The organism is Alteromonas halophila (assembly GCF_014651815.1).
GTDB lineage: Bacteria > Pseudomonadota > Gammaproteobacteria > Enterobacterales > Alteromonadaceae > Alteromonas > Alteromonas halophila.
In genome coordinates this window covers 378,848-393,782 of record NZ_BMXP01000002.1, presented here as the reverse complement: position 1 = coordinate 393,782, position 14,935 = coordinate 378,848, and the positions used below count along the sequence as shown (strand labels likewise).

The window sequence follows — 14,935 nt, the reverse complement described above, 5'->3', positions numbered from 1 at the left end:
TTCACTCCACATTGTAATTGGTGACCATGAATACACAATTCTCTTTAAACAACCGCCACCTTACCCTGGTTCGCTATCCGCAGGAAAAGCAGCATAAAAGCCTGCAGGCGTGGGACGGTGCCGATGAGTTACTGATCGACTATGTTGAGCAGAATATTGCCCCACAGCTACACAGCAAGTGTATCATTTTCAATGACGATTTTGGTGCGCTGGGGTGCTGGTTTGCCGACCGTTCGCCAGTGTGGCTCTCCGATTCTCATATTTCGCACCGCTCACTGGCGGTGAACCTGGCACAAAACGGCCACGACGTGCAGGTCAGTGACCAGCGTGTAACCGCGCCGGTCAGTGCACATTCGGTGATGACGCCGCTGCCAGCCTCACCACAACTGGTGCTTATCCGTGTTCCGCGTACACTGGCGCTGCTTGAACATCAGCTTATTCAGCTTGCTGGCGTAATGACACCTGACACTGTCATTGTCGCTACCGGCAAAGTGAGAAGCGTTACGTCGTCAGTACTGGCGTTGTTCGAAAAGTACATTGGCACGACGCGCACTTCACTGGCGAAAAAGAAATCACGACTAATTTTCGCCACGCCGGGCAAGGCCCAGACTCTCTCTTCTCCCTACCCGACCACCTGGCAGTGTTCGCTTACATCAGGGCGCACTGTGACCATGCACAATCACGCGAATGTGTTTTCACGTACATCGCTGGATATCGGCGCCCGTTTTATGCTGGAGCATATGCAGATTAGGCCGTCAGACACCCTGATTGATTTGGGCTGTGGAAATGGCGTGCTGGGACTCAGTGCACTGGACATGGCACCCGGTACAGAGGTGCATTTTGTGGACGAATCCTACATGGCGCTTGCCAGTGCCAGAGAAAGCGTAAGCCGCAATCTGCCTGAGCAGTTAGACGACTGTACCTTTCATATCAGCAACTGCCTTGAAAGTCTGCTGAAGACGCATGCAAACAGCGTAAACAAAGTAATTTGCAACCCACCCTTTCATCAGCACAATACCATTACTGATCATATCGCCTGGCAAATGTTCAGTGAGTCACGACAACTGCTGACCAGGGGTGGCCAGCTGATCGTTGTCGGTAACCGTCACCTTGATTACCACACCAAGCTTAAGCGCCTGTTTGGCGGGGTAAAAGTGCTTGCAAGCCACAACAAGTTCGTTATCTTGGGAGCAGCTAAACGTTAATTTGTGTGGCAGGCACATCACAACAGTGATCCGGCCTTGCCAGCACCTTTCACGAGGAAAGCCTATGCTTCGCATTATGCTACTGACACTGTTACTGACGCTCACGGCCTCAGTGTCAGCAAAAAACAAAAAAGACGGCGCGGATATCCAGCCCGATAATTACTACCCTAGGGTTAAGCTGACCACCACCATGGGCGAGATTGTGGTTGAACTGTACCGTCGTCGCGCGCCTATCACCGTGAACAATTTTTTGACCTATGTCGATACCGGCAGCTATAACAACACGATTTTCCACCGTGTCGTCCCCGGCTTTGTAGTTCAGGGCGGCGGGTACAATACTGACCTTGAGGAAAAAGTATCGTTTGGCGAAATTTTTAACGAGTCCGGTAACGGCCTGAAGAACACCTTGTATTCTATTGCCATGGCGCGTCAGAACGATCCCCATACCGCTACCCGGCAGTTCTTTTTTAATCTCAACGATAATACCAGCCTCGATCCGGGTAAAGACTGGGGCTATACGGTATTTGGTACGATCCTGGAAGGCGAAGACGTGATTGAGGCCATCTCCGAGGTCGAAACCGAGTATGAGATTACCCTGAATGCCCCGCATGCGCCAAAAGAATCGGTCATTCTGAAAAAGGCTGAGATACTGCCGCCATTATGAAAAAATATTCATAGAACTGAATATTTTAGCGTGCCGTACCCGTATTACTTTTTAATATGTGTATGAGAGTAGTATGTGGTGTGAGGACTGTGAGTCTATTGACGAATATTTTTTTGAAACGACCTGGTTTTGGTTTTTTCTGCCGACAACAGAAGCGTTCGGTAAACTGGCAGTCTTGTGCGGTGAGAAGAATCTGGAGGCTTATCAGGCTGGCGAACAGCCTGGATGATGAGATTGCCCGAGGTCTCAGACCACTCACCGAGGCAGCACGAAAAATGGGCGTGGCTTAGTCTGAAAGCGCGTACAGAAGCTGACCGGATAACTGGGGCGCAAACAGCTGTCCCAGCCGGATAAACCCGGTATTCTCTAACAGCTTAATAGAAGACGCGTTGGCCGGATTGACCGACGCCAGGACCTGGTGAAAGCCAAGCGTATATTTTGCGTAGTTCACCACGTAACGGGCAGCTTCCTGCCCTATTCCTTTCCCCCGACCTTCAGGCAAGAGTGCAAACCCCAGTTCCGGCACTTCAAAATAAGGCCGCCTGAGCAAGCCACACATCCCCACCGGACGTTCACTCTGTCTGTCAATAATCGCCAGTATACTGAACCCCCACTCGTGCATTTGCTGCTGGCTACGCGCGATATAATCATGCGCGTCACCCAGCGACGCCACACCACGGTCGCCAATATACCGTAGCCACAGAGGGTCGTGATTGAGGGTATGTACCCAGTCTGCATCATCTTCAACCAGCCCCCGCAAGATTAACCGGGGCGTATCAATAACAGGCGATTTCATTTATGCGCCTCCGGCACCTGAGAGCAAGGCATCGATTTGCTGAAGAACCGCTGGCGCGACGTGGGCAGCCCGTGGATAGTACGGCCTGTCGCGGTCCTGTCGGCGTGGATGCTGCCAGCCCCGTGTGGTCTGAATAAATCGTCTGGCCTCGCCTGTGCCACCATGCTCAAGGCAGCCTGCCAGACAGGTATCAATATAGGTCTGACTGACCGGAAACGATGTATCTGCCGGCTGGCTATCAAGGGTTTCGCAGATAAACAGTGTTTTTTCTGACAGCCAGTCGCCTAATGCCCGCGCCTGCTCTGCAGGTAAGGAAAAATCAACCGACGCCAGACTGACAGGCACAAACCGGTAGTCTTTTTCCCGGTCTTCCAGAGCAGGATCTATCGAAGCAGGGATCAACTGGGCATTCAGCGAGGCACCGCGTTCTGCGATGGCGCCGACGTACGTCTGCTGTTCGGTTTCGCTGCGGGTTACCCAGGCCCGGTAAAAGCCCTCGACCATCACCGGTAAGCCTGGCACCTGTATTTCAGAAAAGCGCTGACGGCTGTCGGCACTCATCAGGCTGCCGTAACCCAGCACCAGGTAAGGCTGCGAAACCTGTTCAAACCACGTGTCCAGAATTGCCTGCTGCATGCCACCTCCAGAGACTAATAACAGTCTATGCTACGCGTTTTTCCTGGGGTGGTGCAAGTCATCCCCCCCATTCGGGGGAATTATTCAGATAGGACAGTCAGGCGCGGCTCAGCGGAAAATTCAGCACATCATGAATGTGGCTGGCACCTAGCTGAATCATCAGCAGCCGGTCGAGACCCAGTGCCACGCCCGCGCAGGATGGCAGCCCGCTTTTTAATGCATCAAGCAAGTGATGATCGACTGGCCTCTCTGGCAGGTTAAGTGTGTTGCGCTGCGCGTTGTCCTGCCTGAAGCGCTGTTGTTGCTCGCTGGCATCGCTTAATTCAAAAAAACCATTGGCAAGCTCTGCGCCCTGATAATACAGCTCGAACCGGTCTGCGGTGCGCGGATCATCGCTGTTTAGCCGTGCCAGTGCCGCCTGCGAAGCGGGAAAGCCGTACACAAAAGCGGGGGCGTTGTGGCCAATCTGTGGCTCAATCACAGCGCCAAACAGCAGTTGCAGAAGGCTGTCGGTACTCAGTGATTGCGGGCTATCGATATCGATACTGTGGCGATCAAGCGCGTCAATTAGCACAGACTTATCTGCCGTCAGAGGATCGATATTCAGATAGTGTAAAAAAAGTGCCTGATAGGCGTGCCTGGTGGCCCCTGGCGTATCCAGGCAGACCTGCAGCAATGCGTCCACCTCGTCCATCAGCGCCTGATGGTCAAAGCCCGGGCGGTACCACTCCAGCATCGTGAACTCCGGGTTATGCCAGCGTCCTTCGCCTTCATGACGAAAGGCTTTGCAAATCTGATAGATTGGACCGCTTTGCGCGCACAGCAAGCGCTTCATGGCATATTCAGGTGAAGTTTGCAGGAACAGCGGGGTCGCTGGCTGCCCGCCGCCGCCATCGAACTGGGTGGCAAAGGCATCCAGATAAACGTCGGTAACCGTACCATGAGACAACAGCGGTGTTTCAACCTCAAGCACGTCGCGCTCATCAAAAAACTGCCGGACACGGCGCAACAGTGTCGCCCGTGCCAGGCGCGCCTGATGGGAGCTGGTGGGTTGCCAGGTAGAGTCTGTCATAACGTCACCGAAACACTATGCTGCCCGAGCGGCAGCATAGTATGGACAGAAAAGTGTGATTGCAGCGTTATTTTTGTGCCCGTGATGCGTACTCGCCACTGCGGGTATCAACCTTGATCACTTCACCGGTTTGCACAAACAATGGCACACGTACCACGGCACCGGTGCTCAACGTCGCCGGTTTGCCGCCGGTACCGGCAGTATCGCCTTTCAGGCCCGGATCAGTTTCAGTGATCTCCAGTTCAACGAAGTTCGGGGGGGTTACAGTGATTGGCGAGCCGTTCCACAACGTAATGGTGCACACGTCATTTTCCACCAGCCATTTCACATTATCACCCACCGCTTTTTCATCTGCTGCGATTTGTTCGAATGTTTCGTTATTCATAAAGTGATAGAATTCGCCATCGGTGTACAGGTAAGCCAGCTCAGTATCCACCACGTCTGCGCTTTCTACCGTTTCACCGGAGCGGAAGGTTTTTTCCAGCACTTTGCCTGAAATCAGCTTACGGATTTTAACCCGGTTGAACGCCTGTCCCTTGCCTGGTTTAACGTATTCGTTTTCCATAATGGTACAGGGTTCGCCGTCCAGCATGATTTTCAGGCCGCCTTTGAACTCGTTGGTGCTTATATTCGCCATAGTTCCTCTGTTAACGCATTAGAGTAAAAATCTGTGGGGCAAATGATACCTAAAAAAACGATTTCTGTAGAGCATAACTGGCTAAAAGAACTGGCAATGAGTTTTACCGACCCGGCCAGCCTGCTTCGCTACCTGTCATTAAACCCGGAAGACTTTCTAAAAGACAGCCAGGCCCGCCAGCTTTTTCCGATGCGTGTGCCCCGCCACTTTGCCTCACTGATGCGCAAAGGCGACCCACATGATCCGTTGCTGCGTCAGGTGCTGCCACTGCGTGATGAATTCACCCAGGCACCGGGATTTACCAGCGATCCGCTGGATGAGCACGACACCGAGTTGCCCGGTTTACTGCATAAATACCAGAGCCGGGTGCTGCTGATTGTGCGCGGCGGTTGCGCCGTAAACTGCCGGTATTGCTTTCGCCGCCACTTCCCTTATGCAGATAATGCCGCCAGTCGTAAGCAGTTCGTGCAGTCTCTGGACTACCTGCGTACCACACCAGAGGTCAATGAGGTGATCCTCTCCGGTGGCGACCCGCTGATGGCCAAGGACAGCCACCTGGCCTGGCTGGCAGACGAAATTGCCGGCATCAGCCATATCCGGCGTTTGCGGATCCATACCCGCCTGCCAGTCGTGCTGCCTGCGCGTCTGGACACCGAATTTTTCGACTGGTTTGCATCAAGTCCACTGCAGCGCATTCTGGTATTACATATTAATCATGCCAGTGAGGTCAGTGATGAGCTGAAAGCACGGCTTGTCAGGTTGCGTGAGGCTGGAGTGACACTGTTAAATCAGGCGGTGCTGCTTAAAGGGGTCAATGATTCAGGACAGGCGCAGGTGGCGCTGAGTGAAGCGCTGTTTGAGGCTGGAATTCTGCCGTACTACCTGCATATGCTGGATAAAGTCGGCGGGGCGTCGCACTTTTATCTGGATGATGAGACCGCCCGGGCGATCATGGCAGAAGTTATAAAGCGCCTGCCAGGTTTTCTGGTACCAAAACTCGTCAGGGAGATTGGCGGCCAGCCTGGCAAAACGCCTGTCGATTTACAGCTGCATCCTTAGGCGAAGGTATTAATGTTGGCACCTATGGCCGGGTTTGCAGATGTCGATTTTGGTACGTCAGCAGATGAAGCGGTTGACTCCAATAGCTGAAGCGTTGCTTGTCCCTCTTGTTTTTGCTGGTCTTTTGCCATTTTAAGAGAGGCCAACTCAAGCGACGCACCGGACGTTCCAGAGGCGTTAGCACCTTGTAGATCCATACCAGTTTCCTTAGTTGCTTGTAGCTACAATCAAAAGCGGGCAAAATTACCCGCTTAAGGAAGATGCGACAGACTTAACCGCATCTCCCCTTGTATCGACATGGTTTAGTAAATCTTTAGTCTTTTTTATCCGGAGAAACATGCAGGCAATTCATCAACAGTTACAGGACACCCTTTCTGTACTTCACCGTAAATCGATTGATGCGGATCGCGCACTTGATCAGTTACAACAGTCGCAGCAGGGCAAGTTTGCGGCCATTTTTGCAAGTGACAGCCCCTTTACTACCAACGCCAAGCGGTTCGGCCCGTATGTAGAGGAAATTGCCAGTGACTGGCAGGCCCTCAAAGACATGGATGAAGACACGGCTAAACAGGCACTGCCGTTACTGGTGACAAAAATAGAACTTGCACTTAGAACCTTAAGTCAATTTCAGGAAACACTGAAAAAGGGCTGATCAGGCCTGAAGCGTGGCCGGTGGCTGGGGTAACCGTACAGTGCCCTTTGCAGGAAAAGCGGCAAATTTAGTTACCCAGCACCGGCCTGTAGATGTCAATGCGGCGCAAGCGTGCATTGATGCGCGCCACCTGCTGCCGATACGCCGGGCTGTCAACCTGTCCGTACTGCGCTTCAAACTGCTGCTTGCTGAATCCTTCCGGTAAGCCGTCAATTTCCGGCATGATGACCGACTCATCACTGGCATTGATGATTACGGACTGCACATGTGCGGCGTAGGCCGGATCCGTAGCAACATTGGCAAAGGCCACCCCCGCCATATCCGCCGACAAATCGACAAAGCTGTAGCCGCTACCGCCCATCGCCCGGTCCATCAGTTCCTTGAACTCGCCAATCGCCAGTGAAATGTCATCCTGAGACAGTAGTTTCAGCGCCCCCGAGATAATGAAATGTCGAGCAAGATCAGGCCTGTCGCGTAAAATCGCCGGTGTTTTGGGTTTTAGTGCGCGCAGCGGATCTGAATGAATATCACCAATAAAGTTCGCGATTCGGTGGTGCCCGACAAACACGGACAGCGCCAGGATCACCGCTTTATTATGCAGTGCCGCATTCTGCGAATTACTGCGTTCCCGGGCACGCGCCATGCCCTCTTTCATATAGGCCAGCAGTGATTGCGGCGTGTCACGCAACGCCAGTTCGCGACCGGCAATGTATCGAAAATAATAGGCCGTCAGTTCTTTTAGCTCATCGTCCTGGTCGACCGATAAGCCATTTTTCACCTCATTCAGTTGCTTCAGCAGACTATCAAGTGGCGCGAGGTGGACTTTAATCGTATCCGGTAACAACATGACACGCCGGATACGGGAACGCGCTTGAGTAGCAATGTCACTGCGTGTCCAGGTATTGAGGACAAACTCCATCACTGACAGACTCAGATTGCCCGGCATCACAAGATCGCCAATGCGCAGATAGTCCAGCGCTAGCTCATCGCCCGGTAAAACCCGGGTTTCAATATTGATATACCAGTCCGATTCGGCCAGTGCGATACTGAATGTCAGCTCGCCTGCCTCGGGTGTCGTTTTCATTGCACCACGAAATGCAGGAATGCCGCGCTGGACCACCCCAACCAGACTCTCAAACTGCTGTTGAGATACGGTAATAACATGTCGCTCATGGCGGTCGCGTAACGCAAGCTCTACCTGCCTTAGCAGCGGGTTTACGGTGTCCGCCTGGCTGACCTGAGTCGATGCACTCACCGTCACAAGCGGGCTGCGCTCTACCATCAGCACACCAAGCGCAAACATGGCTACCGCAAACAGTATTACGATGATCAGTAAACCGCGGACAACTTTCACGTCGAGACTCTCTTTAGCATAGGTTTGTGGTTCCGGGCGGTATAATGCGGTGTCAGACGCCTTATTCAGTCATTAAGTTCCGCCGCACACCAGTCTTGCAGTGACGCATAAGTCACGGTTGCGGCCGAAAAGTCCTGACCGTCAGAATAATCGCCCGGGATCGCCACACAGCGCAGCTTCGCCGCCAGCGCTGCCTGCATGCCATGTACTGTATCTTCAACCGCAATAGCCTGCTCACTGCTAAACTTCAGTTGCTTCAGTGCCAGGTTATAACAGTCCGGGGCTGGTTTGGAGCGGACCACGTCTTCCGCTGCAACGACCGTGCTAAACAGCCCGTCCAGTCCGTGTTTTTCTATCGTGCGGCGCACCGATAAGCCGCTGCCGCCGGTTACAATAGCAAGCGTATAACCTGCTTCGACACTGGCCTGAATGACGGCCTTTGCGCCCGGCATCAGTGGGAACGCCTGGGTAGCCAGAAAGTCACGCATGGCTGCATATTTCTTCTCAGCCAGTACATCGGCACCCACCGACAAAGAGAAATGCGACACCAGGTCCTGTGCATTCTGTTTCACCGGGATCCCTGCCATTACCCGGCAGTAAAAGTCATGATCAATCGTTACCCCCTGTTCTCTGGCAATGGCCTGCCAGAGTTCGAAGTGGGTACGCTCTGAATCAATCAGGGTGCCATCATGATCAAACAGGATGGCGCGGGTCTGTGATGTTATTGCGGTCATTCGCTCTTCTCTTCAGACTGTGACTGGCAGGCCCCTGGAGGGCCTTAAGACCAGTTACCATGCGATTGGTTGATGAGGTTAAGCATGGACACCCGGACCTTTTTGGCAAACAGAATGTCGCCGGTACTCCAGGGCATGCTTGACTCCCCTTTGACTTGTGTCCACTTTTCAAATGAGGTGCGCGGCGACAGCACATTGCTGCCTGACTGCGCCTGTTTATTTTTATCCGGATTCCCCGCCCAGTTCGTGATCTGGGCTTCAGGCGGCCTGAACAGATACAACCGCGGCGCATTGCGCTCAAAACTAACCCGAATCGTCATCAGGCCACGCAACTGCGAAGCGGTGATGTCACCGAGCCCGTCGATGTCCCGTACTGACTGGGTATGCAGTATATAGTCGGAGATATCCTGGCGGTATTTACGATCAATTTTATCTAAATCCTGACTGAACGCATCTTCTTGGTCACTGTGATACCAGCCGTCCTTCACCCGCAGCGCAACATGGCTGGCCTCATAGCGCGCTTTTAGCGCGTCGACGAAAAACTGGTTGGCTTCGTCTGCATCGTCCGTTAGCGTCATCTGTGCCAACAGGCTGCTTAGCACATCATCGTAGTCACGCAGCATCGCCAGTTTACGCCGCGATAAATAGGTGGCATAGGTCGAACAGAAACGACGTACAGACTGCTCGGCTTCATAGCGAAACTGGGCATCTAAGGGCAAAGCAGTTGGATGATGACAGGACACGATGCCCCACAACCGGTTTGAGATCATCAGCGGAATGGAGTAGGACGTACAGACCCCCATATTCTTCAGATACTGATTGTGTACAGGCGACACACTACGAAGCTCAGACCAGGTAAGATTGACCGTCTCTTCATCCTTGCCAATGAGGTCTGTCGCAGACGCATTCACATCGGCAATCAGCCGCGATGGGTTTTCATAGTACATCTGACGGGCAATCGCAGGGATGTCTGATGCCGGAAATTTCAGGCCCAGATACTGGGTATCGCCGCCTTCTGCCCGTTCAGCGACGACCTCGCCACTAAAATCATCACTGAAACGATACAGGACAAAACGGTGAAACGGCAAAATCGCCATGAGTTCGTCCAGCAGATGGTTCCAGTAGTCAGTTTCATCCCAGTCTGTGTCCCGGGACGAGCCAGGAAATTTGCCATTATTTCCCGCATAGGAAAAGCTGTGTTCGCTGCGGGCCGGCTCTACTTCGATAATGATACGTGACTCTGCACGAAAACTGCGCAGATGCATGCGTTCTTTATGAATGTAGTGATTAAAGGCGTAGGCTCTGCTGCCTGGTGAGCTGTTCAGTTCAATTAACAGCGATTCTGGCAGCCAGTCCATGGCAGACAGACTAAGCGATAACATCTGCTGTGGGTCAGCACCGGTAAGCCCGCTGATATTGTCACTGGCGGCAACAATATCCAGCGTGTCGGCATCGGCTACGATCATATAGCCAATGTTCTGAATTTGTCCGCTCAGATGTAACTGTTCTTTTTCACAGTTGGCCGTAAGCGCTTCCTGATTTTGGATTTCACTTGTCATAACACCTAGCCTTGCCGTTTTAACTTCTCTGCAACCTGGACCCTGTCCATACCATCAGCAAAATAGGTGCCTTCGGCAAGTTCACAGCCCATTTGCTTTAACGCATCAAGCTGCTCTTCGCTTGTGACGCCCGGAGCAACCACTTTTAATGCCATTGCCTTGGCAAAGCTTATAATTGCCGTGATAAAGCGCGCTTCGTCACTGCTTTGCTGTGTTAGTTTTTGTACTAACTGAGCCGGCAGTTTGATCTCAGTAATCCCGGAATGAATCATGTTTTGTAGCGCAAAGGACGCACCACCAAACTCACTGACACTGACCCCGACGCCCATTTTATGCAGTTGCATTACTTCCTGCTGCACCGTTTCGTCTACTTCTGCCAGACAGGTTTCACTGATTTCAAACACCAGTTTCTCTGCCGGCACTTTATGTGCATCAATCAGGTTTGCCACGCTGCTGGCAAAGTCCGTTTTATGCCATTGCCGGTCCGACACCACCACGGTGATTAGCGGTAATGCTACGCCCTGCTTTTGCCAGTCAAGCATCGCACGAATGACCAGTTCAACGGTGTGTAAGTCCAGTGAAGCGATCACATCGCTGCGCTCTGCGGCGTCCAGCAAACGCCTGACTTCTTCACCCCGAATACAGGCTCCGTCATACTTTAAGTGCGCAACGGCACCGACAATTGCGTTGCTCGGAATATCAACTTTCGCCTCAAACTCCAGCTCAAAACTATCGTTGTCCAGCGCCTTTTTAAGCATTTGCTGGGTAGCGTGTTTCGCCCGGGCCTGTTCACGCATATCGTCGGTAAAGTACTGGTACTGACTCTTGCCGGCATCTTTGGCGGTGTACATGGCATCATCGGCGTGCTTAAGCAGTGTCTGACTATCATCGCCATCCTGCGGGTAGACGCTGATACCGATACTGGCCGAGACCTGCAGCGCGTGTTCATTCACCTCAAAGGCAGTACTGACTGCGCTTGATATACGGCTGGCAACATCATCAATTTCAGCAATGGCCGTGGCACTTACCAGCGCAACAAATTCATCGCCGCCCAAGCGGGCGAGTAAGTCGACGTCACGTAAATTATCGCGGATACGGCGGGCTACCTGCTTAAGCAACTGATCACCGATAGTGTGGCCGAAGGTATCATTGATATCTTTAAAGTTGTCCAGATCGATAAACAACACCGCACACAGCGTATCGGCACGGCGTGCGTTGCTGACCATCAGTTCCAGACGCTCCAGCAGCGCCGTGCGGTTGGGCAGGCGGGTGAGTTCGTCATGGGTAGCCAGAAACTCAATTTTACGCTGCACACTTTTTATTTCGTCTACATCGCTATAGGTAGCAATGTAATTCACTGGCTTATCATCGCCATGGCGAACGGCGCTCATGGTCAGCCATAACCGTTTTTTCTCGCCGTTCTTACACAGATTAATGACCTCGCCCTGCCAGAAACCCGATGCCTGCAGGTTGTCATTCATTTCATCGAAAAATGCTTTGGAGTGGTCATCAGACTTCAGCGAGGAAGGCGGCTTACCAATCAACTCACTGACTTCGTAGCCTGTAAGCTCGGTAAATGCATCGTTACCGGTAAGTATATTACAGTCACTGTCGGTCACCAGAATGGCGTCGCTGGCTTTATCAAACAGTTTACCTGCCAGACGCAACTGTTCATTAGCATGGCGGGATTTGGTGACATCCGTGGCCTGGGTACAGATGGATTTGATCGTACCTTCAGCATCGAAAATAGGAAAACGCACACTTTCCAGCGTAACCTTTCCACTGTCTATTTCCAGTTCATCGACGGTTTCCAGCGGTGCCAGCGAGCGCATTGTATCTAAGTCGCGCTCACGAAACAGCGAGGCTATATGTTTGTCGAACACCTGGGCGTCAGTGCGGCCAATAACATCCTGTGCATTCACACCAAAACGCTCTTCAAACCGGGTGTTTACAAATTCGTAGCGACCCGCGTTATCCTTAAGCGCAATCAGTGCCAGCGAGTTGTTCATAATCGACAACAGTTGTTCCTGGCTCTTTTCAATCCGTTCGTGTGCCAGCACCAGCTCCGAGTTATCAATAATCACCAGAATAGCGCCGGTGATCCGCTCGCGGTTATTAAAAATTGGCGTAACAAAGATATTGTAGGTTTCTTTAACCGAGGGCTTTATGATGATGTTGGCTTTGTTCCCGGTCCGCAGCGTACCGGTAATACGCTGCTCAATATCTTCAAAATATTCCGGCAGGTTTAGCTCGTGCATTGCCTGACCAAAAGAGCCGGTATTTAAGTGATAACGCCGGTTTGCCGCTTCGTTGGTGCGATTGAGCCTGCGATCGGTGTCGAACACCAGGATCGGAAAGTCGAGTGTGTTATAGACGCTTTCCAGTTCGGAATTGATCGCGGCCAGCTCAGAGGATTTACGCATACTCTCTTCGTTAACGCTGATAAGCTCTTCGTTGGTGGCCTGTAACTCTTCGTTGGTCGCCTCGAGTTCCTCGTTATTGGCCTGCAGTTCCTCATTAGCAGCCTGCACTTCCTCATTCAGCGCCTGCATTTCTTCCGCAGAAGCCGCCATTTCCTCGGTCAGTGTCTGAAGCTGCTCCCGTGCCGCAATAAGCTCTGCGACATCGGCCTCTTCCGTTTCTTTGGTTGTAACTTCCTTTTCCTCAACCGGCCGGTCATCAGTGGCCGGTCTGAAGTTGATGAGAAAGTGCTCAGGATCTTTCTCTTCAATCGGAACAATTATCAGCACCCAGCGCTTGCTTTTGTCACTTTCAAGACGACGCACACGCCCCTTCGTGATCTGTGCACTTCGCTTCGCCTTATTCATAGACGAAATCAGTTCTGCGGAAAACTCAGGTGTAATCAGCTTGGACAAATTAAAGTCCGGCACACCCGACGGGAAGTTAATAAACGGATGCAGGGTGCCGTGCGAATGCAGGATGGTAAAACTTTTGTTGATCAGTAATGCCGGCCCGTACTGATCGAGCACGGCGCGTGTGAAAATGCGTTCATAACTGTTGCTGACAACGTCTTTTGAACGTGGCGCTGAAATATTGTTTTTCAGCATTTTAGGGATCGCCGGGCGCTTGGAGTTTTCGCTGACCTTGAAAATACGCGAGCGGCGATCCATGGCGACAAACAGATCTTCTTTGAGACCAATGGACTCTGATTTACCGAGAAAGAGGATCCCGTCGTTAAGCAGCGAATAGCGGAACAATGACAGTACACGTTGCTGCAGGTCGGAATTGAAGTAAATCAGTACATTTCTGAACGACACCATGTCCAGATGCAAAAAGGGCGGGTCGCGGGTAATATCCTGTCGCGAAAAGGTGATGACATCACGTAATCGTTTTTTCGGCACGTAGGCATCGTTAACAAACTGAAAGTACTTTTCAATATAGCGTGAATCCAGTGAATTAACGGCGTGCGGGCTGTACGCGCCCTTTCGCGCAACGGCCAGTGCCTGATCATCAATATCAGTAGCAAACACCTGTAATGACAAATCTTTTTGCTGATTTTCAATCTCTTCCAAAAACAGCAGTGCCAGTGAATATGCCTCTTCACCGGTCGCACAGCCAGCCACCCACAGCCGTACCGACTCCCCCGTGTTCTTCTTTTCAACGATCTCAGAAACGTACAGTTTGATGGCTTTAAATGCATGACTGTCACGGAAGAAGTCCGTGACCGAAATCAGTAGCTCCTTAGACAAAGCCAGAACTTCATCCTGATTATTTTCCAGATGGCTGAGATAATCTGACAGGCTGGTCTTCTGCGTGGCTATCAGGCGACGATTGACACGTCTTAACAGTGTTGATTGTTTATAAAAGCTAAAATCAATTTTCGTGGCTTCGCGAATTTTGCTGTACAGCGCCTGCATAAGCTCATTGCGCGCCTCATCCGATGGCGGAAACAGGCTGCGGGCGATATTCTGAGTAATATTCGCCACTTCCTGGCCTACGTCCTCAGCGTCGAGGATCCGATCAACTTCTACCGTTTCCAGTGCCGAACGTGGCATGCCATCGTACTTACACGAGCCGGGATCCTGGACCAGTGCGAAACCGCCGACACTTTTAATTGCTTTGAGGCCACGCGAGCCGTCATTACCGGTGCCTGAGAGAACAACGCCAATCGCATGATCACCCAGCTCATCCGCCATCGACTCAAACAGAATATTGACAGACGGTTTTGGTGCGACCTCTTCGGGATGCTTGTCTAAAAGCAGCTTTCCCTCTTTATACACAATATGATAGCCCGGGGGCCCGACGTAAATGGTACTCTTTCTGACCCGGATATTATTGCTGATTTCTTCGACGTTATAGTCGGTTTCACGCGACAGAATATCTGTCATCTGACTTTTATGGGTAGGTGACAGATGCTGCGCCACGACAATGGACGCATTGAGATCGTCTGGCAATGCGGAAACCAGATTGATTAAAGCTTCAATACCACCAGCCGATGAACCCAGCCCTACGACAAAAGGCGAGTCATTTTTCACCGGCTCATTGCTTTTCTGATCTGTATCCATACGCGATTTCATCTCCGCTGTTTCACAGGCTAAACCGCGGC

The 14,935-nt window shown here is 52.0% G+C and carries 12 protein-coding genes and 2 pseudogenes; 4 read left to right on the top strand and 10 right to left on the bottom strand.

Translation table 11 applies throughout. The features are described from left to right. Positions 1 to 26 precede the first annotated feature (26 nt). Positions 27 to 1,205: a methyltransferase gene (locus IE054_RS05810; RefSeq protein WP_189404263.1), complete on the top strand. Its 1,179-nt coding sequence runs from the start codon at positions 27 to 29 to the stop codon at positions 1,203 to 1,205. 64 nt (positions 1,206 to 1,269) lie between these two features. Then, the gene (locus IE054_RS05805; RefSeq protein WP_189404261.1) at positions 1,270 to 1,869 is read left to right on the top strand and encodes a peptidylprolyl isomerase; all 600 of its coding nucleotides are present in this window, start codon (positions 1,270 to 1,272) and stop codon (positions 1,867 to 1,869) included. 286 nt (positions 1,870 to 2,155) lie between these two features. On the opposite strand, the gene IE054_RS05800 is transcribed toward IE054_RS05805, so the two are convergent. From IE054_RS05800 to efp, 4 genes are all read right to left on the bottom strand, one after another. Then, positions 2,156 to 2,665: a GNAT family N-acetyltransferase gene (locus tag IE054_RS05800; protein WP_189404260.1), complete on the bottom strand. Its 510-nt coding sequence runs from the start codon at positions 2,663 to 2,665 to the stop codon at positions 2,156 to 2,158. After that, positions 2,666 to 3,301 (bottom strand): gamma-glutamylcyclotransferase, encoded by a 636-nt coding sequence (locus IE054_RS05795; protein ID WP_189404258.1) that lies wholly within the window; start codon positions 3,299 to 3,301, stop codon positions 2,666 to 2,668. Between the two features lie 97 nt (positions 3,302 to 3,398). Further along, entirely contained in the window at positions 3,399 to 4,373 is a 975-nt protein-coding gene (gene epmA / locus IE054_RS05790; RefSeq protein ID WP_189404256.1) for an elongation factor P--(R)-beta-lysine ligase, read from the bottom strand. 67 nt (positions 4,374 to 4,440) lie between these two features. After that, on the bottom strand, positions 4,441 to 5,010 hold the full coding sequence (gene efp, locus IE054_RS05785; protein WP_189404254.1) for an elongation factor P: 570 nt from the start codon (positions 5,008 to 5,010) through the stop codon (positions 4,441 to 4,443). 33 nt (positions 5,011 to 5,043) lie between these two features. Between efp and epmB the strand changes: the two genes are divergently transcribed. After that, entirely contained in the window at positions 5,044 to 6,069 is a 1,026-nt protein-coding gene (epmB, locus tag IE054_RS05780; protein ID WP_189404252.1) for an EF-P beta-lysylation protein EpmB, read from the top strand. Here the strand turns inward: epmB and IE054_RS05775 are convergent. Next, positions 6,066 to 6,266, bottom strand: coding sequence for a hypothetical protein (locus IE054_RS05775; RefSeq protein WP_189404251.1), 201 nt, complete (start codon positions 6,264 to 6,266; stop codon positions 6,066 to 6,068). The genes epmB and IE054_RS05775 overlap by 4 nt on opposite strands. 140 nt (positions 6,267 to 6,406) lie before the next feature. Between IE054_RS05775 and IE054_RS05770 the strand changes: the two genes are divergently transcribed. Then, positions 6,407 to 6,721, top strand: a complete 315-nt coding sequence (locus IE054_RS05770) for a hypothetical protein (protein WP_189404250.1) — start codon at positions 6,407 to 6,409, stop codon at positions 6,719 to 6,721. A 67-nt stretch (positions 6,722 to 6,788) separates the two neighbouring features. Here the strand turns inward: IE054_RS05770 and IE054_RS05765 are convergent, their stop codons facing one another. From IE054_RS05765 to IE054_RS17950, 5 genes and pseudogenes are all read right to left on the bottom strand, one after another. Continuing rightward, positions 6,789 to 8,075 (bottom strand): hypothetical protein, encoded by a 1,287-nt coding sequence (locus tag IE054_RS05765; protein ID WP_189404248.1) that lies wholly within the window; start codon positions 8,073 to 8,075, stop codon positions 6,789 to 6,791. Positions 8,076 to 8,140: 65 nt separating this feature from the next. Continuing rightward, positions 8,141 to 8,809, bottom strand: coding sequence for an HAD family hydrolase (locus tag IE054_RS05760; protein ID WP_189404247.1), 669 nt, complete (start codon positions 8,807 to 8,809; stop codon positions 8,141 to 8,143). A 44-nt stretch (positions 8,810 to 8,853) separates the two neighbouring features. Then, positions 8,854 to 10,368, bottom strand: a complete 1,515-nt coding sequence (locus tag IE054_RS05755) for a GAF domain-containing protein (RefSeq protein WP_189404243.1) — start codon at positions 10,366 to 10,368, stop codon at positions 8,854 to 8,856. Positions 10,369 to 10,373: 5 nt separating this feature from the next. Further along, positions 10,374 to 12,392, bottom strand: a pseudogene (locus tag IE054_RS17955) (putative bifunctional diguanylate cyclase/phosphodiesterase); the annotation flags it as partial. A gap of 1,113 nt (positions 12,393 to 13,505) precedes the next feature. Further along, positions 13,506 to 14,894, bottom strand: a pseudogene (locus IE054_RS17950) (chemotaxis protein CheB); the annotation flags it as partial. Positions 14,895 to 14,935 lie beyond the last annotated feature (41 nt).